The sequence below is a fragment of the Lysinibacillus sp. GW823-FHT02G10 genome (assembly GCF_058797135.1).
In genome coordinates this window covers 1,156,448-1,178,070 of the sequence record NZ_JBXAJI010000001.1, presented here as the reverse complement: position 1 = coordinate 1,178,070, position 21,623 = coordinate 1,156,448, and the positions used below count along the sequence as shown (strand labels likewise).

21 protein-coding genes are annotated in these 21,623 nt (G+C 39.7%); 6 read left to right on the top strand and 15 right to left on the bottom strand.

Going from position 1 to position 21,623, the window contains the following annotated elements:
- Positions 1 to 97: 97 nt before the first annotated feature.
- The 6 genes from AC1RFD_RS06175 to AC1RFD_RS06150 form a co-directional block, all read right to left on the bottom strand.
- On the bottom strand, positions 98 to 1,816 hold the full coding sequence (locus AC1RFD_RS06175; RefSeq protein ID WP_054550129.1) for a putative bifunctional diguanylate cyclase/phosphodiesterase: 1,719 nt from the start codon (positions 1,814 to 1,816) through the stop codon (positions 98 to 100).
- Positions 1,817 to 2,207: 391 nt separating this feature from the next.
- The gene (locus AC1RFD_RS06170) at positions 2,208 to 2,378 is read right to left on the bottom strand and encodes a transcriptional regulator (protein ID WP_492474628.1); all 171 of its coding nucleotides are present in this window, start codon (positions 2,376 to 2,378) and stop codon (positions 2,208 to 2,210) included.
- A 215-nt stretch (positions 2,379 to 2,593) separates the two neighbouring features.
- On the bottom strand, positions 2,594 to 2,743 hold the full coding sequence (locus AC1RFD_RS06165; protein ID WP_004230023.1) for a hypothetical protein: 150 nt from the start codon (positions 2,741 to 2,743) through the stop codon (positions 2,594 to 2,596).
- A 161-nt stretch (positions 2,744 to 2,904) separates the two neighbouring features.
- The gene (locus AC1RFD_RS06160) at positions 2,905 to 3,399 is read right to left on the bottom strand and encodes a DinB family protein (RefSeq protein WP_048392831.1); all 495 of its coding nucleotides are present in this window, start codon (positions 3,397 to 3,399) and stop codon (positions 2,905 to 2,907) included.
- Positions 3,400 to 3,456: 57 nt separating this feature from the next.
- Positions 3,457 to 4,419, bottom strand: coding sequence for a tyrosine recombinase XerC (locus tag AC1RFD_RS06155; protein WP_054550128.1), 963 nt, complete (start codon positions 4,417 to 4,419; stop codon positions 3,457 to 3,459).
- 311 nt (positions 4,420 to 4,730) lie between these two features.
- Positions 4,731 to 5,144 (bottom strand): hypothetical protein, encoded by a 414-nt coding sequence (locus AC1RFD_RS06150; RefSeq protein ID WP_103118120.1) that lies wholly within the window; start codon positions 5,142 to 5,144, stop codon positions 4,731 to 4,733.
- Positions 5,145 to 5,220: 76 nt separating this feature from the next.
- Between AC1RFD_RS06150 and AC1RFD_RS06145 the strand changes: the two genes are divergently transcribed.
- The 3 genes from AC1RFD_RS06145 (at position 5,221) to AC1RFD_RS06135 (ending at position 8,546) form a co-directional block, all read left to right on the top strand.
- Positions 5,221 to 6,711 (top strand): circularly permuted type 2 ATP-grasp protein, encoded by a 1,491-nt coding sequence (locus AC1RFD_RS06145; RefSeq protein WP_492474627.1) that lies wholly within the window; start codon positions 5,221 to 5,223, stop codon positions 6,709 to 6,711.
- Positions 6,665 to 7,630, top strand: coding sequence for an alpha-E domain-containing protein (locus AC1RFD_RS06140; RefSeq protein WP_279495015.1), 966 nt, complete (start codon positions 6,665 to 6,667; stop codon positions 7,628 to 7,630). The genes AC1RFD_RS06145 and AC1RFD_RS06140 overlap by 47 nt, the downstream gene beginning before the upstream one ends.
- A gap of 61 nt (positions 7,631 to 7,691) precedes the next feature.
- Positions 7,692 to 8,546 (top strand): transglutaminase family protein, encoded by an 855-nt coding sequence (locus AC1RFD_RS06135; protein WP_112118676.1) that lies wholly within the window; start codon positions 7,692 to 7,694, stop codon positions 8,544 to 8,546.
- A 43-nt stretch (positions 8,547 to 8,589) separates the two neighbouring features.
- On the opposite strand, the gene AC1RFD_RS06130 is transcribed toward AC1RFD_RS06135, so the two are convergent.
- Complete coding sequence (locus AC1RFD_RS06130; RefSeq protein WP_315058313.1) at positions 8,590 to 9,465, bottom strand: tyrosine-type recombinase/integrase; 876 nt, start codon at positions 9,463 to 9,465, stop codon at positions 8,590 to 8,592.
- A gap of 367 nt (positions 9,466 to 9,832) precedes the next feature.
- Between AC1RFD_RS06130 and AC1RFD_RS06125 the strand changes: the two genes are divergently transcribed.
- Positions 9,833 to 10,627 (top strand): enoyl-CoA hydratase/isomerase family protein, encoded by a 795-nt coding sequence (locus AC1RFD_RS06125; protein ID WP_492474624.1) that lies wholly within the window; start codon positions 9,833 to 9,835, stop codon positions 10,625 to 10,627.
- Between the two features lie 46 nt (positions 10,628 to 10,673).
- Here the strand turns inward: AC1RFD_RS06125 and AC1RFD_RS06120 are convergent, their stop codons facing one another.
- Positions 10,674 to 11,489, bottom strand: coding sequence for an ATP-binding protein (locus AC1RFD_RS06120; RefSeq protein ID WP_492474623.1), 816 nt, complete (start codon positions 11,487 to 11,489; stop codon positions 10,674 to 10,676).
- A gap of 14 nt (positions 11,490 to 11,503) precedes the next feature.
- Positions 11,504 to 12,385 carry an aminoglycoside 6-adenylyltransferase gene (locus tag AC1RFD_RS06115; protein WP_066036780.1) on the bottom strand — a complete coding sequence of 294 codons (882 nt, stop codon included), beginning with the start codon at positions 12,383 to 12,385 and terminating at the stop codon, positions 11,504 to 11,506.
- Between the two features lie 232 nt (positions 12,386 to 12,617).
- On the opposite strand from AC1RFD_RS06115, the gene AC1RFD_RS06110 reads away from it, so the two are divergent.
- Positions 12,618 to 13,793: an aminotransferase class I/II-fold pyridoxal phosphate-dependent enzyme gene (locus tag AC1RFD_RS06110; RefSeq protein WP_016992684.1), complete on the top strand. Its 1,176-nt coding sequence runs from the start codon at positions 12,618 to 12,620 to the stop codon at positions 13,791 to 13,793.
- 55 nt (positions 13,794 to 13,848) lie between these two features.
- Here the strand turns inward: AC1RFD_RS06110 and AC1RFD_RS06105 are convergent, their stop codons facing one another.
- The 3 genes from AC1RFD_RS06105 to AC1RFD_RS06095 form a co-directional block, all read right to left on the bottom strand.
- Positions 13,849 to 14,214, bottom strand: a complete 366-nt coding sequence (locus tag AC1RFD_RS06105; protein WP_492474621.1) for a cupin domain-containing protein — start codon at positions 14,212 to 14,214, stop codon at positions 13,849 to 13,851.
- A 101-nt stretch (positions 14,215 to 14,315) separates the two neighbouring features.
- Positions 14,316 to 15,515, bottom strand: coding sequence for an AI-2E family transporter (locus AC1RFD_RS06100; RefSeq protein WP_048392857.1), 1,200 nt, complete (start codon positions 15,513 to 15,515; stop codon positions 14,316 to 14,318).
- A 64-nt stretch (positions 15,516 to 15,579) separates the two neighbouring features.
- Positions 15,580 to 16,530 carry an LCP family protein gene (locus AC1RFD_RS06095; protein ID WP_326141721.1) on the bottom strand — a complete coding sequence of 317 codons (951 nt, stop codon included), beginning with the start codon at positions 16,528 to 16,530 and terminating at the stop codon, positions 15,580 to 15,582.
- A 174-nt stretch (positions 16,531 to 16,704) separates the two neighbouring features.
- On the opposite strand from AC1RFD_RS06095, the gene msrA reads away from it, so the two are divergent.
- Positions 16,705 to 17,226, top strand: a complete 522-nt coding sequence (gene msrA / locus AC1RFD_RS06090; protein ID WP_082148145.1) for a peptide-methionine (S)-S-oxide reductase MsrA — start codon at positions 16,705 to 16,707, stop codon at positions 17,224 to 17,226.
- A 61-nt stretch (positions 17,227 to 17,287) separates the two neighbouring features.
- Here msrA and recQ read toward each other — a convergent pair whose 3' ends face one another.
- The 3 genes from recQ to AC1RFD_RS06075 form a co-directional block, all read right to left on the bottom strand.
- Complete coding sequence (recQ, locus tag AC1RFD_RS06085) at positions 17,288 to 19,060, bottom strand: DNA helicase RecQ (RefSeq protein ID WP_066036782.1); 1,773 nt, start codon at positions 19,058 to 19,060, stop codon at positions 17,288 to 17,290.
- 7 nt (positions 19,061 to 19,067) lie between these two features.
- The gene (locus AC1RFD_RS06080; RefSeq protein WP_342557872.1) at positions 19,068 to 20,171 is read right to left on the bottom strand and encodes a TcaA NTF2-like domain-containing protein; all 1,104 of its coding nucleotides are present in this window, start codon (positions 20,169 to 20,171) and stop codon (positions 19,068 to 19,070) included.
- Between the two features lie 254 nt (positions 20,172 to 20,425).
- Positions 20,426 to 21,601 carry an MFS transporter gene (locus AC1RFD_RS06075; RefSeq protein ID WP_342557871.1) on the bottom strand — a complete coding sequence of 392 codons (1,176 nt, stop codon included), beginning with the start codon at positions 21,599 to 21,601 and terminating at the stop codon, positions 20,426 to 20,428.
- Positions 21,602 to 21,623: the final 22 nt, after the last annotated feature.

The window sequence follows — 21,623 nt, the reverse complement described above, 5'->3', positions numbered from 1 at the left end:
TTCACAATTCTTACTTACTTGGCCACATCATCAAATGGTTTATCATGTTAACAGTTTTACTTTATCCCACTTTAGCAAAATCATTCAGGAATAGCAATTAATAACTGGATTTATTTGTGACAGTATTAACAATGAGATTCGTAAAATCTTCTACAGATAAAGGCTTACTAAAATAATAGCCCTGCACATACTCACATCCATGCTCACGCAGAACATTTAATTCAGCTTCCTCCTCTACACCTTCAGCTACTACTTGGAGATTTAAGGCATGTGCTAATGAAATCATGGCTGAAATCATAGCGATTCCAGACTTCTCAGGTACGATATCACGGACAAAGGCACGATCAATTTTAAGTACATCCACTGGGAATTTTTTTAAATAATTTAACGATGAATAGCCTGTCCCAAAATCATCTAATGAAATAGTTATACCTAGTTCTCGTAATTGCTTGATAGTATCAATTAAATCTTCCGTATAATCAAGCATACTCATCTCGGTAATTTCAATTTCTAATAAATTAGGGTCAATGCCTGTTTCTGCAATGACACTACGCACCATATCTACAAAGCCACCCGTACTAATATGAATTGGTGAAATATTTACAGCTACCCGCAATGATAAATCATGTGATTCATTCCACTGACGAGCTTGAGCACAGGCTTTACGTAAAACCCATACACCAATATCATTAATCAATCCACAATCCTCTGCAAATGGAATAAAACGATCTGGCGGAATATGACCTAATTCAGGGTCATACCAGCGTAGCAATGCCTCCATACCAATAACAGAATCCGTTTTTAAGTCGATCTTAGGCTGATAATGTAATTCTAGACGATCTTGCTTTAATGCTTGATGTAATTTCGTTTCCAGCAAAAGCCATTTATCATTGGCCTCGTCCATATTATCACGATATAGTCGATATTGATTACCTCGTGTAGATTTTGCAGCATACATAGCAATATCCGCATTTTTCAATAATTCTTCCACAGAGTTTGCATGATCTGGGAATACACTGATGCCGATACTAATACTCGCATAAAATTCATAGGTATCGACAATAAAGCTTTCATTGAAGACGCCAATAATTTCCTTAGCCATTTCATCAATGCGATTGACATCATTTAGAATCATGACAAATTCATCGCTATTGTGGCGATAAAAAGAATTCGAAGTATGATCAATATTGCGCAGACGATTGGACATTTCCACTAAAAACATATCGCCAATAATATGACCAAGTCCGTCGTTAATGTGTTTGAAACGATTCACATCAATGAAAAATAACGCAAACTTCTCTCCTGTACGTCGAGATTGATGAAATTCATTTTCTAAACGCTGTTCTAATTTGCGACGATTTGGTAGCCCTGTTAGTTCATCGTGATAGGCAATATGAGTAATTTTTTTAATGTCCTTTTGCGCTGTAATATCTACGCGAATGGCAATATATTGATAAGGCTTTCCTCGTTCATCTAGGAACGGAAAAATCGTTGTTTTCACCCAATATAAACTGCCATCCTTTGCACGATTGCACACCTCGCCATTCCACATATCGCCATTACCGATTGTTTTCCACATCTCTCTAAAGAAAGATTTGGGATGAAAGCCTGAATTTAGTAAACGGTGATCTTGACCAACTAATTCTTCACGCGTATACTTCGAAATTTTACAAAAATGATCATTAACAAAAGTAATTTTTCCGGTACGATCTGTAATCGCTACAATGATGGAACTATTCATGGCGGAAAAGATATCTTGTAATTCTTTTAGACTGTAGTTCATTTGATTAACACTACTAGGCGTGATATTCATCATTTTCATTCTCCATTCATTAAAATATGAAGGGTTTGGTACTTTTGCTTTATCTTACAGCGAGGTATAAAGTTGTGGTATATCGCCCTTTTTTATGTAATTATATTATAGTCTTAGAAAAGCAGTTAATTCAACCCAAATCTCAAAAACATTCAAAGCTGCATTTGATAGTTTTTAATAAAATAGACAAAAATTAGTGGATATAACCTCCTTGTAATTGTCTAAATATATTGTTATTCAATACTTTTGAACTATATTAAATAGTTTATTTAGGCTATTTATCTTTTTAATACAAAATATAAAAGTTTTATATAATATGTTTGAATGTCTTGTAAAATTTTTGTTAAAGTAAAATGCCTTACTGTCCCACATAGGAAGTAAGGCATTTTATATGTTAAGAGACCTCATATTCTATTGAACCCCCTATTGATTTCTTCTGCATGTTGTAGGCATCTAATTGCTCTTGGGATAAACTTGAAATGTAATAGTGAAAATTAATAGGCTCTAGCCCATGCTCCTCACATACTTGACGATAAAATTCATAACCTTCACGATAATCTGTCATCCTCATAACTTCCTTTCACATTCCCTATTTTACGTCTGATTTTTTTGTTATATAACAGAAATATTATTTGTTTAAAAATATATAACAGACTACTGTACTTGTCAATGAATTATCTGAAATTTCTTGCTGAAATCACGAAAGCCCAGACCATTTTATTTAGTATGGCTGGGCTTTTCATAAAATATTCACGGCGGCTTCCGTCATAATCACTCCTTTTAAATTCCTAATTGTTTTGCTTGCATATTGTAAGCCGAAAGTTGTTGCTGTGATAATTGTAATACATAGTAACGGAAAGAAATTGGCTCCAATCCATAGCGCTCACACATTTCACAATAAAATTCATAACCATCACGATACTTTGACATTTAAATTTCCTCCTCTAACTAAATCTGTTTTATAACAGTTGTTATTATTTTTATTTAATATATAACAGATTATGTAGCACGTCAAGAGATTATAACAGAAAAATTGAATAACAATAAAAGGAATTTAGCTCGTCTCCTGTGCCAAATTCCTTTCATATATGTTATTCTCTAACGATTTCTTGTAATTGCTTGATATGACGCTGCTCGTGCATATAGACCATTTCAATCCATTGGTCGAGTGGTAATTCTCCTAAGGCTGGGTGCTTCACAGCGCGCTTAGTTAATGCTTCAGGTTCCTCGATTGTTTGCAAAAAGGCGAGGAGGTTCTTTCTTGTTGTAGCTAGTAAATCCAGCATCGCTTGAACAGTGAAAGGCTCTTCTGCTGGCTCTACAATAGGCGGTGCTTGGAACTTTCTTGTTCGATCTAAGATGAGCTGAACATTTTTTCGAGCGGGTGTTGACTGTTCCTCTGCCTTTAATCCCCATGTAATGGCTTTCTTTGTTGCTTCCTCTACTAATACGAGATGATGACAGATTTGTGCCACACTCCAGCTTTGTGCATCTGGTTTCTTATTAAAGGTTGTATCGTCCAATAAGTGAATTTCCTGAAGCAATTGTGTTCTTGTGGTATCGAGATGTTCTTTGACGTTTGACATCCTTGGCTCCCCTTTCATTAGGTCTTCTACTATATATTCGATATGGAGAGGGGAAAATCATCTTTCACGAACAATATTAAATGGATTATTCTCTAAAACATGCTGTAGCTGCTCATCTTCAATATGTGTATAAATTTGCGTGGTTGCGACGCTAGAATGCCCTAAAATGTGCTGCAAACTACGGATATCTGCCCCTGCTTTATACATCATCGTTGCGGATGTATGGCGTAGCTTGTGTGGTGTAAGTCGTTCTTTTTGAAGACCTGACTGCTGATTAATGCGTTTAACGATTTTGGCAACGGTTTGACGTGTAAAGCGTGTTCCCTTCTGAGACACAAATAGGGGCTCCTCGCCTTCGCCTTTATAGGGTGTCTTCCCACTGTTTTCATAGTCAGCAAGTGCCTGCATACAGCTATCATTTAAATAGACGGTGCGCTCTTTGTTGCCCTTCCCAATTACCGTTAAATAACGTCCTTGAATGGATGTCTTATTAAGCTGACATAGCTCGGTGACACGTATTCCTAAATTTAAGAAAAACATCATCATGCAATAATTTCTCGGGGAGGCCTGATTGCTTTTAATCCCATCTATAAATTGTGTAGCTTCTTGTAGATTCATATAAATGGGTCGTTTTCTGCCTATCTTTGGTGTCTCTAATTCATCTGCAGGATTTTCCTCGATAAGTCGACGTTTGCCTTTTAAATATTTAAAAAAGGATTTTAATGTGGCCACTTTTCGTGCTCGTGCAGCAGCTGAATTGCCTCGCTGTACTTCGCAATATTCCATGAATAAATAAAGATCCTCTAATGTCATTTCGCGTATTTCTTCTATTGTAATAGTGCCAATATCAATGGCGGATAAATTCTCTATATCCAAATCCTCCTGGACAGCTTTGTGGAAGCGGAAAAATAAGGTCAGGTCATATTCATATTCTTTTCTTGTGCGCTGAGACTTTCCTTTGATGGTTGTTAAATAGACAAGAAAATCCTTCATGAATTTTGGTTGTTTTGTTTTTTGCATGCTCATCACCTCTATTTGCTCTATTTTACCATGAAAAAACGTTCCCAAATATAAATTTGGGAACTTTATTAAAAAAAATGCCCTTTTTCGTACGTTAGAACAAATGTTCTGTTCGAAGGTAATAAAAAAACCCCTTTTTAAAAAGAGGATTTTTGTTACAACTATTTTGTGACAGTTATAGGATTTTAGGCATAAAATTCTCGGTAAATGAATATTAAAATCTAGTAGACTTTATTTGCTGTGTGAGACGCTTCGAAAAAACAATAGATGGGTAACTGTCCATGTCGATTCGTCTCACAACGCGCATGGGATTATTTTACAAAAACTGAATAATTCCCATCCTCTTGTTTTGTTAGTGACCAGTTTGTCGATAACATTTGCTGAAGTCTTGTGACTGTTTCCTCATCACACGTTAAATGCTGGATACCTGTTTCTAATAGTTGGTAATCCTTCCCTTCTTCTAATTGAAAGCGTAGCTGCAATAAACGTTGGATGCCTGGTAATGTTACATACTTGATTCGATAATGGCCATGGTATGCATTTAAGAACTGTTGTTCCCCTTCCTGATATAGAGCCATTGTCTCGCTAAATTCATAGTTTGGCACTTGTTCTTGCCAAGCTGACACATCCCCCGAACGCAAAGCTCGTAAAATTTCCTCGTCTGATAAATTTAATTTGGATAGTTTATCTAATTCATATGCTTGCATTAAATTAATGATGGTCATGGTTGTTAGCTCCTTTTATGTATTTATTCACAGTGTAACATGTTTTCACTACTACTTGAATTCGGAGGCGTTCCATATGATGAATTTATATGATTCTAGTCTGTTTTTCGATGAAATGTTTGATGGCAATAAGCCAAAGCCTCATTATCGATCTTTTCATCATAAGCTAACCTTTTTTTCGCGGGAGCAACTTGAAGAAAAATACCGACAAGCGCAAGCGAGCTTTCTCAGACAAGGGATTACTTTTACGGTATATGGTGCACAAGATGGAACAGAACGTACCATGCCTTTTGATTGTGTCCCAATTATTATTCCTCAAACCAAATGGGCCATGATTGAAGCAGGTGTCAAGCAGCGCGTGGAGGCACTCAACAAATTTTTACAGGATGTTTATGGACGGCAAAAGATCTTTCAGGACGGTCTTATTCCGAGGCAGCTTGTTGAAAATAATCCTTATTTCAAACCAACCATGAGAGGACTTCAAGTACCAATTGCGAATCATATATTTTTAGCAGGGATTGATTTAATTCGGGATGAAAAAGGTGATTATCATGTACTCGAAGATAATTTACGCAACCCTTCCGGCATTTCCTATGTCTTTGAAAATCGGGATGTGATGAAGGAAGTATACCCTGAATTTTTCTCCAAGCATACGATTCGACCTCTTGATAAACAAATGGCTTATATGAAAAAAGCACTTCTTGCCCATCGTCCACCTTCCATGCAAGCAGAAAGAGAGCCTAAAGCTGTACTTCTGACAGCAGGCATGTACAATTCTGCGTATTACGATCATGTTTTTTTAGCCCAGCATTTAAACATCCAGCTCGTCGAGGGCCGTGATTTAGTTGTACAGGATTTGAAGGTCTATATGAAAACCATTTATGGCCTACAGCAAATCGATATTATTTATCGGCGGATTGATGATGACTTTCTAGATCCTACTGTCTTTCGTGAGGATTCTTTATTAGGTGTTCCACATTTAATGGCTGCTTATCAAGCAGGCCATGTATCCATCTTGAATGCCGTTGGGAATGGAGTGGCAGATGATAAAGCAATGTATGCCTATGTGCCTGAGATGATTCGCTATTATTTACAGGAAGAACCTATTCTACCGAATGTGAAAACCTATCATCTAGGAGATGACAGTCAGCGTGAATGGGTGCTAGAGCATATACACGAGCTCGTTATTAAAAACGTAGGAGCCTCTGGTGGCTATGACATGTTAATTGGTCCACATGCGAGTAAGGAAGAGATTGCTTTATTTAAGCAAAAAATTGTTGAACAGCCCTATCAATACATTGCACAACCAACGATTAAATTGTCCAGAGCACCTGCCTTCCAGAATGGGCGATTTTATCCTTGCCATGTTGATTTACGTGTCTATGTCATGAAAGGTGAGGAATGCTATGTGTTGCCTGGTGGTTTATCCAGAGTGGCACTACAAGAAGGGTCTCTTGTGGTGAATTCCTCTCAAGGGGGCGGTGCAAAGGATACGTGGATTTTAAAGGAGGAATTGCAGCATGCTAAGTCGAGTAGCCGACGCGTTGTACTGGATGGCACGTTATAGTGAACGTACACAAACAAATGCACATATATTACAGGTACAGCTGTTGAATATGTTGGAGCAATCTGGGCAAGAACATGATTATATTGATCATTGGGAGGCTGTTTTAAATATTTGTGCCTCTAAGGAGGAGTATTTAGCAAATTACACAACGATTCGTGTTAACCCTTTGATTGATTATCTTCTGTTTTCTGAGAAAAATGGCAATGCCCTTCATGCCACATTACGTGCTATTCGGGAAAATGCACGAGTTACACGTGATAGTATGCCAACGGAACTTTGGGAAATTCAAAATTCCTTTTATTTAACAAAGCAACAGTCCATACTAAAAAGAGAACGACCGATTCCACTCATTGCCCTTCAAGATTTTTTACAGGATGTACGAAAGACTTTATGGATGGAGACAGGGTTAATTGAGGGCTCGATGGATCGCGATCTTCCCTTCTATTTTATGCAGGTCGGCAAATGGCTTGAACGAGCAGAAAAAACCATTCGGATGATCGTGATAATCGTAGAACAACAGAAGCGAACAGGTACGTCACTGTTAGAGGATGATGGTACCTTTTTATTGGATCTTTCCGCAGCAAGAGAATCTTTCATGCGGAAGCATCGCCAGACCAATTTACTAACGGTCATTCGGTATTTAGTCCAAGATGCGCATTTCCCATGTTCTGTGATGTTCTGTGTAAAGAAAATAGAAGAAGCCATAACGGCTATTGAACATGATTCTTTATCCCCACGATTTTTAACGCTTCAGTCGGATATTAGTAGCCTGGTTCTTGCAATCGATCATATCGATTTTTGGCAAATGACTATTGAGGAAACCCTAAAAATGATGGAGGAAAGATTGTCTCAATGTATGGCTTTTAGTGATGCCTTTTCGACAATCTATCATTTATATGAACCCAGCGTACAACCTTGAAAGGAATTCACCACAGCTCCCTTTCAACAGGCAAGTCAGTAAGCAGAAGGAAGCGGACACGATGAAATTTGAAATTCAGCATACAAATATTTTTCAATATGAGTCTGAAGTCGATCAAAGCTTGAATACTATTCGTTTAAAGCCGCGTAGCGATGAGCGTCAGCGATTATTATCTTATCGAATTGCCATAACGCCATCCTCCCTAACCCGTGAGCATACGGATATTTGGGGCAATACTGTTGGTTCCTTTTATATACCAGAGCAACATCAAATATTAGAAATTCATACATCTTCAATTGTTAGTATTCAGCGTGCACCATTTATTCATCGTATTCAATATTCGCCCGAAATGCAGACCATCTTTCACTCACAGCTATTCTATGAGCATTATTTACCGTATTTAAAAGCAACACATTTTACATTTATGACAGAGCAGCAGCTAGAGGAAGTTTATCATGCGATTGGTCATGCTGAAAATCCTGTGCTCTTTTCGCTTAATTTAATGCAGTATTTATATTCTAGCTTTGAGTATGACCCGACAGCGACCGATGTAACTACAATAGCAAGTGAGGCATTTGCATTAAAACGTGGTGTTTGTCAGGATTTCACCCATGTCATGCTTGCTGTTTTACGGGCGAAAGGAATACCAGCTCGCTATGTCAGTGGCTATCTATATGTCGATGAAAACTCAGCCCTCATCGGAGATATCGCTACACATGCCTGGGTAGAAGTCATGATTCCAGGTATTGGCTGGATCGGTCTTGATCCCACAAATAATGTGGAAGTATTAGAAAACCATATTATTTTATGTATTGGACGCGATTATAGTGACATTAGCCCTGTGGAAGGGGTATATACAGGAGGCAAGCATGATTTAACAGTCAAAGTAAATGTCAAAGCATTGAATCATTTATAAAAGGCGTGCAGTAATGGTGATAAATCGCGATTACTGCACGCTTTTATTCTAGGCGCTGCTGTCTTTCTGTTAGCACCCATTTCCGTACATAGCCCATTTCTTGTTGAATGTGCTCCAGCGTTTTTTCCTGTTGAAACGCCCGTTGCATCACAGTATAACGCAAGTCAGTGGCTCTTACATTCTTCCCTATATCTTGTGACATCGTTTGAAAAATGCGTTCAACTGTTTTCGTAGTAATCGGCTTCGCTAAACTTGCCTCGCTTACCCAAACCCATTCCCCTATCTCTTGCTCATGTAAATTGGTCGTCTCTTTTTTATACTGTGCGAGCATGTCCATGAGGATCGTTGAACACTTTATTTCTCGACGTCCATTTCGGTTGGCTATAAAAAGAGTCGCTTTCTCTTCATTAAAGTGTGTCCATTTCATGCGAACGAGCTCGGCAGGCTTACAACCTGTTTCCATCAACACTTGAACGATACAGCCATTGCGTCTTGCCAGCCATGCATGCTCCTTTGTCTTAGCATATTGAAAATAGGTCGGCCATACGTTAGCAATTTGCATGATCTGCTTATTTGTCAGTGCTTGCAGTGCTTCTTTTTGTCTTTTTTTCGGCTGTAAAAGATGCTGATAATCAAAAGGCTCCACCCATTCTCGTAAAAAAATAAAGTCTACAAAGCCTCGTAATGTCGCTATTTTATGGTTAAAAGTATTGATATTACTGTAGGTTTCCTTTAAATAGTCGCAGTAGAGCTGTAATAAATTTTTCAATTGATGATCTACATACAAGTAGTTTTGCTTATGGGCGAAAGTTAAAAATTGCTGTCCATCCATATTGTATTGTTTTTTTGTGGCAGGACTTTTTTTCAATGATTGCAGCAGTAATACATAGCTATTCCATGCGTCCTTGAGTGTAACCATACAGCCCCTCCTTGTCTACTTTGCGTGTGTTATTTGTATTTTACTATATTTTGGGTGCGTAGGTTCAACTTCATTTTATCATATTGTAATGTCGGATAATCTGTATTTCTATAACAGGAACCCGCTTCTACCATTCAAATGCCCTTTACGTAATGAAGAAACATACGTTCCTAAAGTAGTTTCTCATAATTTTTGCTTTCTTACAATAGTAAATTCCGCTCCCCTGTTGTAGTACAATAAATGCTTACTATGCCCTACATTCTTGTATAACAATACAATTTTATGTGAAAATTCGTATAATTTCGTGTTTATGGTTAATTGTGTTATATAATAAAGATAGACACTAACATGTAGGAGGCTTTCCGATATGCAAGTAAAAACGACTCGACTGGAAGCAGAAGATGCGAAAATTATTTATCAAGAAACAGCTGGACTAGCGATTATTACGATTCATCGACCACAAGCAAAAAATGCATTAACCGCAAACATGTGGGATCAATTAGCCAAAATTGCCCTACAAGTATTAGATAATCCGAAAAATAAAGTACTAATTTTACGAGGCTCTGGCCAAAACTTTACAGCGGGCTCCGATATTAAAGAGTTCAATGCCATTTCTCTTGAACAAGCTGAAGAAGCCTTTGTACATATGGAAAAAACCATTTCTACCATTGAGCGCCTCCCGATTCCAACGATTGGCGTCATCAATGGGCCTGCGATGGGCGCTGGCTTGGAATTAGCCTTAGCCTGCGATATCCGCATTGGCTCTGAAAAGGCCAAGCTCGGCATTCCTGTCGGTAAATTAGGAATCACCTTAAATAACAAATTTGCACAGCGTTTAGTTCAGCTTGTTGGCCCTGCCACAACCAAGGATTTAGTCTTTACAGGACGAATGTTTAAAGCAGAGGAAGCCTTCAAGCTTGGAATGCTTAACTACCTAGTAGGTGAAAAAGATTTAAATAAATACATGATTCGAATGGGTAAGCTGGTTGCAGGAATGTCGCCTGAATCCTTACTTGCCGTGAAGCAATCTGTTCAAGAATGTCTCGATAGTGCGCCGACCTTATGGCAAGGCTCTTCACCATTTGTAGGCAGTGATTTCGCGGAGGGTTGTCGTGCCTTTGTGGAAAAACGCCAGCCACAGTTCACTCGCCAGCCTAAATAAAAAACAGGTACTCTTAACGCCAACGTGCGAGCAGAGTACCTGTTTTTTACGCTTTTTTCTTTTGCAAAGCCGTTTTTACATGTACATGAATAGCATCTAATTCATAGCCAAAATGTAGATAAAAATCTTGCTGCATAGCTCGTTGTAATTCTACTAAACGCGCTGCTAATGGATAATCGATCGGCAGCTTTACTTGAATAGTGAGGATAGCTTGAACCTGATCCCCTAGCACAAATTGTGCTTGCTCGACCTTTTGTACAAATGCCTGTTGGCTACAGCAGTATGTCAGTAGCTGTACATAAACATGCTTGCTGATTTCTATATATTCCCGCTGAAAATCAGGACGTACAATCGTCGTTTCCCCGATTTTTTCTCGTTTCGAAGAAAAAATCTCCATGCCCTTTTGCACCAATCGTTTAAAGAAATTTTGCTCCACTTGTCTATATGGAATCGGCATAACATGCTTGCCCTGTGTTTGACGGATAAAGCGTGCTTTTTGAATTTCTTTCAATGAACGGACATCTTCTACATTATAATAGTGTTCAATCGGACCCAGCTCTAGCTGCTTGGCAATACTATTCGTCATTTTAGTCGATGTACCTATCAGTAAAATAGATTGTACCTGATGATGAGCTAGCGCCTTTTGGACAGCCTCACGATGAGCTGGATCTGTAAAAATGGCACGTCGTACAGCAGTAATTGTATTCTTTTCGAATTTAGCAGAAAGACCTGCCACTCTGACGCCATTCACAATGAGTAATCCATCATCAACAATGGCCTCCACCCCTAATTTATGGGCAAAGGCCAGCGCACTTGTACTTTTGCCTGTGCCGCTTGGTCCACTTAATGAATAAACCTTCAATGCCCTCTTCCCCCTTACAAAATCGTTTTCGCATCTGGTGGTAATGTACGTACATGCTTCAAATAGGCTGACATACGAGCATCATCCTCGTGAGGGTACGAGAACTGGAAGTGATGGGCAACCTCCTTTGCGATGCTTCGAAAGAGTGTACATGCCGCAAACAGGGCATTCCACATGTTAGCATAATCAGCGTCGGCATAGGTTTTTACGTACAATGCCCAATAATTAGCTGGCACATAGTTTTTTAAATACTTTCCCATTTTGCCTGTAGATATCTGAAAATGATGATGCTGACCAATCCACCAATTAAGCATTTGATGTAAGGACTGCCTTGTCGTTTCCTCAAACATTTGCTTGGCATATGGGAGTTCGTCTCGCCAAATGCCCTTGGCTATATTTTGTAAGCACCACCAAAAATCATTGGTACAGCTGGCAAATTGCCCCACAGTCGGTGGACTAATATGATAGCCACAATCTGAAGATGGAGAGATAGATGGCAAAAGCTGATCCTTATCGAGTAAAGGGACTGTCAGCTTGTCTTGTCCATATTCATCCAGCATAGCTTGTGTCGATAATAAGCGAAGGTCAATGCGATGCCCATCCTTTAATAACATTAAATATGTATAGCTATAAGAAAAGTCTTTGTCCAAGCCAAGCCCCTTATCCAATCGATCAGGCTCCTGCACCATCAGCTGCTCACCAAATACTTGAATCCATTTATCATCTTGTAAGAAAGAGGCTATATCTGTTACGACATACACAACATCAAAATCCTGAAACATATCCCTTGGTACATTCGGATTTGCTCTTGAGCCATTTAGGTAAACAGCACGAATTCTAGTGTCCTGTTGTGCAGTGGCTAGGATTAAATCATACATTTCTTGCTCTGTTCTCATAAGACTCACCCCACCTGAAAAGCTTTATACTCAGTATAATACACTTTCCTCTTTGAAGGAATTTATAGTAGCATCTCCCAATGGCAGAAAATCTTTTTTCGCTAGTCTATGCACACATCCTCTCCATTATATAAATATTTTCTTTTTTCAGAATATCTGTCCCTTTCTGCGCTTCAGTATGATAAAATGTGAACTACTATTCTGTTATACAACTACAAGGAGTGTACTAGTTTTGAAAATCGTACCATCTAAAAAAATGTCATTATTTACACCAGCAATTTTCGGAGATTTGAAAAATTTTGCTCGAGAGCAGCAAGCAAAGGGCATGACCTTAATTGACTTAAGCTTAGGCAGCCCTGATCTTCCTCCGCATGCCAAAATACGTGAGCATCTTTCCTATCGTGCAGGTTTAGCCGAGTCTTATGGCTATACACTGACTGGCACACAGCGTTTTTATGACGCGGTGAGTCGCTACTATAAGCGTCGTAGTAATGTTGATCTAGATCCCGCGACAGAAATTATTCAAACAATTGGTTCGCAAGAAGGCTTAGTGCATTTACCAATTGCCTTTTGTGATCCAGGAGACATCGTCTTATCCACAAACCCAGCTTATGTAGCGTATGACGCAGGGATTCACTTAGCTGGCGCAACACCTTATTACATGCCTCAAACAGCCGACAACGATTATTTACCTGATTTAGACGCTGTACCAGAAGAAATTGCACAGAAAGCAAAGTTATTGATTTTAAACTTACCAGGAAATCCTGTACCAGCGATGCCGTCATTAGCATACTTTGAAAAAGTCATCGCCTTTGCTAAAAAGTATAATATCATCGTCCTCCATGATGCTGCCTATTCAGAGTTCTATTTTACGGGAGATGGCCCTATTAGCTTCCTAGCTGCACCAGGAGCAAAAGAGGTCGGTATGGAGATTAACTCCCTCTCTAAAAGCTTTAGCCTTGCTGGAACGCGTATTGCCTATATCGCAGGAAATGCAGAAATGATCGCTGTTATTAAGCAATTAAAATCAAATTTAGATTTCGGTATTTTCGAGCCTATCCAGGATGCGGCTGTCGTAGCACTGGATAACGCAGAGGAAATTACGGAAAGCTTACGTGCCACTTTCTCAGAGCGCCATAAAACGCTGATGAATGGCTTACAAGCTTTAGGCTGGGAAGCAGCACCCTCTGATGGTGGAATGTTCGTATGGGCTAAATATCCCTATGCTATCGATTGCACAGAATTAGCCTTTCAATTGATTGAACAAGTAGGCGTTGTCACAGTTCCAGGAACCGTATTTGGTACAGCAGGACAAGGCTATTTACGTTTAGCATTAGTTCAACCAAAGGAACTTCTACAAGAAGCCGTGGATCGCTTAGCAAAAGTACAATTATTAGCAAAGCAATAATTAGTCAATGTAAAAACCCTTCTAACATTTTGTTGGAAGGGTTTTTCTATGATGGTTAAATCCACACATCATTTTCAGCGGTAAGCTCTGATTGCTCCTCACCTGTATTCACGACACCCATTGGCTCTACAATCAGAATTTTACACTCCGAAGCTGCAATGGGTTTATGTTCCACATTGCGTGGGACAACAAACATCTCTCCTGCACGCAAGCTTACCTGGCCATCTCGGAATTCGATGATTAATTGCCCCTCAAGGACGATAAATACCTCATCCGTATCCTCATGCTTATGCCAAACAAAATCCCCCTGAACTTTGACGAGTTTGAATTGATAATCATTCATTTCAGCAATAACCTTTGGAGACCAATGCTCTTGAAATTTAGCCAGTTTCTCTTGAAAATTAATCGGTATGTATGCCATTTCCTTTTCCCCCTTGCTTTGACTCTACTACTAGAATAGCATAATGCCGTTTTCTACAGCAAAAACCAGCTACTGCGTTGCTAGCAGTAGCTGGTCGTTTATTAGATATCATATTTTTGATGAACGTCATCTTCGTAGCGATTATAGCGCTGCTTAAAGAGCTTGAATAAATGCGTGACAAGTACCTTAAAGATTGCATAGCCCGGAATCCCTAAAATAACGCCTGGGACACCAAATAACGAGCCTGCCGTTAATAGTACAAAGATAATCGTAATCGGGTGAATACTGAGTGATTTCCCCATAATTTGCGGTGAAATGAACTTTCCTTCGATTAATTGAACGATTGTCCATACAATTGCCAGCTTAATCAGCATCAATGGGGATGTAACAAGAGCGATAATGACTGCTGGTGTGATCGCAATAACGGGTCCTAAATAGGGCACCACACTTGTAATCATGGCAAGGAAGCCGAGCAATAAAGCATACTTCATGCCAATAATTAAGAAGCCAATCGTTACCATTGCCCCAATACACATGGATACTAAAATCTGTCCCTGTATGTACGAACTAATTTGCTTGTCCATGTCATGGAAAATGTCAGTTACCTCTTTACGCATACGTGGTGGGCACACTTTCAGCATAAATTTCGGTAATTTTTCGCCCTCTTTTAGTAAATAAAACAGGATGAATGGCACCGTTACAAGTGATAGCACAATACCTGTTAACGTTGAAAGGAAGCCGGTAATACCAGATGCCACACCCTGTGCTACATTGGTCGCCATATCCTTCACTGTTTTTACCATATCCGTTGTGAAGTTATTCAAAACTTCATCAAAATTAAAACTAATTTTATCTAAGTACTCATTAAAACGTGAATGATTTAGGAATTCTACAATGTTTTGTGTAAATGCCATGAAGTACTCTGGGAATTCCTGTGCTAAATTCGTGAACTGATCGCGTAAAAACGGATAGACTAGCACCACAAGTAACGTAATGACACCAATGACCGCAATATAGAGGATTAAAATACCCCATATTCTTGGTATGCGCCATCGTACTAGAATCGCCAGCAATGGGCGTAATAAATAGTAACCAATGACGGCTAGTACCCCTGGTAAAATGACTACTTCAAATAAAACTTGTAGCGGGGTAAAGATAAAGGAAACTTGATTAAACATAAAAATAACACATGCCACCAGTAATAAAATTACCAGTGTAAATAATAGGTTTCTACCACCTAAAAAACGAATAAACTTGGTTGCTAACAGGCTTGAACGCTCTTTTGGTCTCTCTTTTTCCATATATCCACCCCAATCCAAATGCTCTCCCTTTATATTACAGGATAATGCTGGTTTTTGCGAAACATCACTCTAGTGAAATACCTAAAAAATCACTTAAAAAGGCTTTGTTTTGCTCCACATCGATGACAATAGAATCGCCCGCATGGCTAAAGTTTTGGAATTGATAGCTACCCTCGATAGGGATGGTTGCTTTCTCAATGTTTACCTTGCCCTTTGATAGCAATTTAAGTACTTGCTGCATTTCCTCAGTAGATGAATAATCTGTTGTGATATAGCCCTGTGCCGCACCAACAAATTTTGGTAAATGCAACATATTCGTAGGCGTTAATAACTCTGTTTTTAATGCCTCAATCACTTTTTGCTGACGTGCAACACGCCCAAAATCTCCTTCTGCATCATGACGGAAACGCGCATAACCTAGTAACTCCTGTCCATTTAAACGATGAACACCTTGCTTTAACTCTACCCCAATATTTTCAGACATGTCCTTTTCAACATCCATTTCCACACCATTTGGCGCTAAAATATCCACTAAGGATTCAAAGTTTTTAAAATCAATTAGTGCATAGTGATGAATCGGTAGGCCAAACATATTTGTCAATGTATCCTTTAATAGCTGAACACCGTCTAGGTAGTAAGCTGTATTAAGCTTATAGGATTGATAGCCTGGAATATCCGCGTAAATATCGCGCATAAAGGATACGAGTTTAATGTCGTTGTTTGCTTTATTCCAGGATAATACCATCATTGTATCAGTCCGTGATTTTTCCTCTCCACGTGTATCGACCCCTAAAATCAAATAGTTTTCGATATCCCCTTTGATGCTATCACCCGAAAAATCTTCCTGTGCAACTTTGGTGTCGTTGGCTAGCTCAAGCCCGCTGCGATATTGCATGACCGAATAGCCGACAATCACAATGATACACAATAGTAATAGTGTAAAAAATGCTCTCCCTTTACGTAATCGACGCTTTTTAGGACGTTGGGAGCGTCTCGTATAATCTTGCTCTTCCATAACAACTAACTCCTCTATTTTGATATAGTTAATGTAACGATTGATTAGCTAGAAAGTTTCAATATAAAAAGGATCTATTCCATGTTTTTCTATCTAAACGTTATTTTACACCCATTTGCACAGTTTGGCGTAAAACAATGCTATAATATTTTCACAAAAGAAAGGATGATTCAAATGATAGAAAAAGCGACATTTGCTGGCGGCTGTTTTTGGTGTATGGTCAAGCCATTTGTCGAGTGGGACGGTATACATAAAGTCACTTCAGGCTATATGGGTGGCCACTTAGAAAACCCAACCTATGAAGATGTCAAAAAAGGAACGTCAGGTCATTTAGAAGTAGTCGAAATCGAATTCGACCCTGCTATTTTTAGTTATGAGCAGCTCCTTGATATTTATTGGATGCAAATTGACCCGACAGATGCGTATGGACAGTTCCATGACCGTGGTGAATCCTATACTACTGCAATCTTTACCTATACAGATGAGCAAAAGCAAATCGCAGAGGCATCGAAAGAAAAGCTTGCCAATAGCGGACGCTTTGATAAACCTATTGTAACCAAAATTCGCGATGCTGAACGCTTTTATCCAGCAGAGGATTATCACCAGGATTATTATAAAAAAGAGACAGCACACTATCAGCAAGACCGTGCCATTTCTGGGCGTGATACGTTCATTGCAAAGCATTGGGAAAAATAATATAAAAGAGGTGTCTCCAGCTTGTGGGACACCTCTCTTTTATACAATAGCAACAAATTTATTAAACAGAGGCTTCTAAAAACGATTGTAGTGCGTCAAAGAAGCGTTGACCATACTTCTCAAATTTTACTTCGCCTATACCACTCACCTGTCGTAAATCCTCCAGTACAGTTGGTCTCTTATCACATAATTCACGTAACGTTTTATCAGAAAATACAACAAATGGTGGGACCTTTTCCTCGTCGGCAATCTCTTTGCGTAATACCCGTAAGTGTTCAAATAATGGATCATTATCCACCAGCTTCTTCACTGTAACAGCTTCCTTACGCATGACCTGTCGATTGCCAAGCAGCACTTCCTTGCCTTCAGCAGATACATAAATTGTAGGGAATGTACCGTGCTTCACGGCCAGCAAGCCCTCTGCAATTAAAAATTCGATAAAGTTGGAGACATCCTTTGAGGTATATTGTCCTTTTAAAATGCCATAGGTCGATAAACGGGCAAAGCCAAATTCAGCGATCTTTTGATTTTTAGAGCCAATTAGCACCTGTGCCACCATGGTCTTCCCGAATTTTTGTCCCATACGCACAACACAGGCCAGCACCTTTTGCGCATCCTCTGTCACATCTGTCACTGCTCGCCCGTCAATACAGTTACTACAACGCCCACATGGCTCCTCCTCAACTTCTCCAAAATACGCTAAAATCGCATTCTGTAGGCAGCCCTCAGTATGGCAATAATCGACCATTGTTTGTAGTTTAGCTAGCTCCTGTGTAATACGAGCCTCATCCTGTGACTGTTCGATAAGAAAACGCTGTGTTTGAACGTCCCCTGAAGCATACAATAAAATACAAGCACTTGGCAGACCATCTCGACCAGCACGGCCCGCTTCCTGGTAATAGCTCTCCATATTACGAGGCATTTGATAATGCAACACAAAGCGCACATTACTTTTATCAATACCCATACCAAAAGCATTCGTTGCCACCATGATACGTGCCTCATCTTTTAAAAACCGCTCCTGCTCAGCCATTCTTAAATTCTCTGATAGACCTGCATGATATTTCGCAACGTCTTCACCAGAGCGACTCAGCACATCATAAATGGCATCCACAGCTTTTCGAGTAGCTGCATAAATGATGCCCACTTCCTGTTTATTTTGTTGAACATAATTTTTTACATAGCGTTCTTTATTTTCACCAATTAACACCGAAAGTGCCAAATTCTCACGTGAAAAGCCTGTCATGACCGTTGCCTGCTCATCAATCGCTAACAATTGACGAATATCATCACAAACCGTTGGCGTTGCAGTAGCTGTCAGCGCTAAAACAGTGGGCTTTTGGGGCCATAGCGTAAAAAGCTTGTGGATCGAACGATAGCTTGGTCTAAAATCATGCCCCCATTGCGATATACAATGAGCCTCGTCAATCGCAAGTAATGGGACAGATAAATACGACAATGCTTGAAGAAACGTAGTACTTTCCAGTCGTTCAGGTGCAATATAGAGGAGCTTTAAATAACCCGCACTAGCAAGCTGCATGGTTTCATCCACTTCCTGTGCCGTCAGCGTACTATTAATATAGGCTGCTGGAATATTTGCTGTACGTAAAGCCTCCACCTGATCTTGCATCAGTGAAATCAGTGGTGAAATCACGATGGTTAACCCCTCAAGCATTAGCGCTGGAATTTGATAGCAAATGGATTTCCCTCCACCTGTTGGCATGACACAAAGACTTGACTGCCCTCGTAATGTTTGTTCAATAATCTGGGCTTGTCCTTGCCGAAAGGTATCATAGCCAAAATGATGCTGTAGCATTTGTCTAGCTTGCTCCATGCAAAATTCACTCCTTGTTTGTGAGACCAAGTAGCTTGTACTCGCCCTGTTCATTTTTTTCTAACTCATACAACATGTCGGAGTAGGCAAGTGCCTCCTGTCCAGCAGCATTCGTCAGGATATATTCCGTTTTAGCCTGTACGATAAGACGCTGCCCTTCTACGCGAATTGCCTGAATATCCGTGTCTGAGAAATGAATTTTGGCTTGCTTGGAAGCATAATAGGCAACCATACTAGCCAAGGTTTCCTGTATAGCCTCTGTCCCGACAATCGGTTTCAAAACACTTGCATCCTGGGTTGTCACAGCCCCCTTTAAATACTTGTGAAACGTATCTAAAAATAGCATAATTTCATCGGTATTATACGCAAATATATTTTCTCCATATTGTTCGATTGCTTGCTGTACAGCTTCTTTATCCCCTTGTTCAATATAGGGGTATAAGTTTTTCGATTGGGAAAGTCGTACACTGGCTGTCATGCCCTCCTCAATCCATTCATCGATGGATGCTTGGAATTCCTTTATAGGCAATATGTATGGCTGCGACGCTCCTTGCTGTTGTCGATTAAAATATAACCCGACAATGGCTCCGTTTTCAGCCTCCATGACAGGGCTTCCTAGTGGTATCGATTGTTCCGCTTTTATATAATAAGCCGCTACTTTATCTTGGTATTTTTGAATTGTATAGGGTAAGCCATTCACATAAACAGCCAGTTGATTTAGCTCACCTTCATATAAATTAGGCACTTGCACATCCGCTTGATAGGTTACTCGTAGCAGGGCCATATTATAGGCTGTTGACATGACATGAATAGTCGCTGCTACCAGCTTGTCCTGACCAAATTGAACAAGGGCAGTTGGTTTGGAAGCCACTAGTGCGCCATTCGTTAAAATATACAGTTGATCATCCTGCTGCCTGATAATAATGCCTGCTCCAACACCATACTCTCCAATCACTTTGACCTCTGGGACAATTTTTTCCTGTTGCTTCGTCACAGCTCCCTCTGTTTCCACCTCTGCCTTTTTATTTTGAAACCATCCTGTCCCTATTTGACTGTCACAGCCTGCTACAAGAATAGCTGCCGCTCCTAAAATGAGCACTTTTTTATACATACCTTCACCAAAACTTTCTATTCTACATTCTCTCTTCTCTATCATAATCAAGGACTAGTAATGTTTCAAGTTTACATAATATTATTATTGGATAATCAATATTAGAAAAATGCAGCAACTTCCCTAAAGTCATTTCTTTCTACCCATTAATATTGATGGAAGACAAAATTTGCTGTGAGGATGGAAGGATATTATACCCTCAAAATAATTTTCACATAAAAAGACATGTGCAACCTGACACATGTCTCTTACAATCATTTTTTTCTTAATAGTCCAGTCGTTACTAGAATGCCGAGCATTAATAATACAAAGATCAGATACGTCCATGTATGGTTGCCCGTTAGGTCATAGCAAATGCCTATTAGAATGGGGATAATGGCACTTACCATAAAGCCACCTGCCAGCACCATAGATGACCAACTGGTGGCCTCCTGATCATTTTTGGCTTCATCAAGAGGCAGCAATAGTCCGATTGGAAATAGCCCGCTTAGCACAATGCCAATTAATAAAACAGCCAGCCATAGGTAAATACCCGCTGTCAGCCAGAGTAGCATAAATCCAATCACGCCGACAAAGCTAAACACTAGTAGCCAGGCCATTCGACTTGGCCATTTTTCCATGAGAATTGGTACCGCCATATTCCCTATCATTTGTACAATAGACATAATTGTTAGCATAGCACTGGATGCCTCTAATGACAGGCCTTTATCCTGCAATAGCGGCGTAAGCCATGACATGATTGAGAAAAAGAGTGATGTTTGTAAACCAAAGTACAGTAAAATTACCCAGGCACGTCTAGATGTCCACGGATTACGGACTTCTTCTGACGTAGTTACTTGTTGGAGCTGCTCGTTGTGTTCGGATGGAATTGCCGCTAGCCAGATAACGAGAGCAACTATAGCAAGGATTGACCACATACCAAGGGCGATTGTCCAGCTATTACTGAAACTCTGATAAAAAGTCACGGTTAAGGCTGCACTTAAAGTAGCCCCTACGCCTATACCGAATGAATAGATACCGACTACTGTCGTAAAACGTTCTGGAAACTTTTTCTTAATATAAGCATTTAGAATAGGACCAATCATTGCAATTGCTAAGCCTGCCGCAAAGCTTGTCACGATAAGCAAGAGATAGCTTGCTTGGAAAAAGCGTAGCCCATTCGCAACGACAAGGATGGCCACTAAAAGGGTGATAGCTGATTTCGTGCCCATTTTTCGCTGAAGCGGGACAGCCAAAGGTGCGAATAATCCCATACAAAAAACGGGGATAGCTGTTAGAAAGCTCATGCTTGTATTCGAGACATGTAAGGATGTCATGAGGACATTAAAAAGCGGTCCTATTCCCGTGACAGCTGGCCTCATATTAAGAGCGACAAAAAATATACTAATGACCACGAAGGTGAGTGATAATGTCCAATGTTTTTTAACCAATTGTTTGATCCCCTCTGTTATT

Bases quoted from the DNA above. Each gene is read 5' to 3' on its own strand.
- AC1RFD_RS06095 (WP_326141721.1), bottom strand. From the start codon at position 16,530: ATGGAAGAGCAAGATTATACGAGACGCTCCCAACGTCCTAAAAAGCGT.
- AC1RFD_RS06125 (WP_492474624.1), top strand. From the start codon at position 9,833: ATGCAAGTAAAAACGACTCGACTGGAAGCAGAAGATGCGAAAATTATT.
- msrA (WP_082148145.1), top strand. From the start codon at position 16,705: ATGATAGAAAAAGCGACATTTGCTGGCGGCTGTTTTTGGTGTATGGTC.
- AC1RFD_RS06105 (WP_492474621.1), bottom strand. From the start codon at position 14,214: ATGGCATACATACCGATTAATTTTCAAGAGAAACTGGCTAAATTTCAA.
- AC1RFD_RS06165 (WP_004230023.1), bottom strand. From the start codon at position 2,743: ATGTCAAAGTATCGTGATGGTTATGAATTTTATTGTGAAATGTGTGAG.
- AC1RFD_RS06100 (WP_048392857.1), bottom strand. From the start codon at position 15,515: ATGGAAAAAGAGAGACCAAAAGAGCGTTCAAGCCTGTTAGCAACCAAG.
- AC1RFD_RS06115 (WP_066036780.1), bottom strand. From the start codon at position 12,385: ATGAGAACAGAGCAAGAAATGTATGATTTAATCCTAGCCACTGCACAA.
- AC1RFD_RS06160 (WP_048392831.1), bottom strand. From the start codon at position 3,399: ATGTCAAACGTCAAAGAACATCTCGATACCACAAGAACACAATTGCTT.
- AC1RFD_RS06145 (WP_492474627.1), top strand. From the start codon at position 5,221: ATGATGAATTTATATGATTCTAGTCTGTTTTTCGATGAAATGTTTGAT.
- AC1RFD_RS06135 (WP_112118676.1), top strand. From the start codon at position 7,692: ATGAAATTTGAAATTCAGCATACAAATATTTTTCAATATGAGTCTGAA.
- AC1RFD_RS06130 (WP_315058313.1), bottom strand. From the start codon at position 9,465: ATGGTTACACTCAAGGACGCATGGAATAGCTATGTATTACTGCTGCAA.
- AC1RFD_RS06170 (WP_492474628.1), bottom strand. From the start codon at position 2,378: ATGACAGATTATCGTGAAGGTTATGAATTTTATCGTCAAGTATGTGAG.
- recQ (WP_066036782.1), bottom strand. From the start codon at position 19,060: ATGGAGCAAGCTAGACAAATGCTACAGCATCATTTTGGCTATGATACC.
- AC1RFD_RS06080 (WP_342557872.1), bottom strand. From the start codon at position 20,171: ATGTATAAAAAAGTGCTCATTTTAGGAGCGGCAGCTATTCTTGTAGCA.
- AC1RFD_RS06155 (WP_054550128.1), bottom strand. From the start codon at position 4,419: ATGCAAAAAACAAAACAACCAAAATTCATGAAGGATTTTCTTGTCTAT.
- AC1RFD_RS06150 (WP_103118120.1), bottom strand. From the start codon at position 5,144: ATGACCATCATTAATTTAATGCAAGCATATGAATTAGATAAACTATCC.
- AC1RFD_RS06175 (WP_054550129.1), bottom strand. From the start codon at position 1,816: ATGATGAATATCACGCCTAGTAGTGTTAATCAAATGAACTACAGTCTA.
- AC1RFD_RS06140 (WP_279495015.1), top strand. From the start codon at position 6,665: ATGCTAAGTCGAGTAGCCGACGCGTTGTACTGGATGGCACGTTATAGT.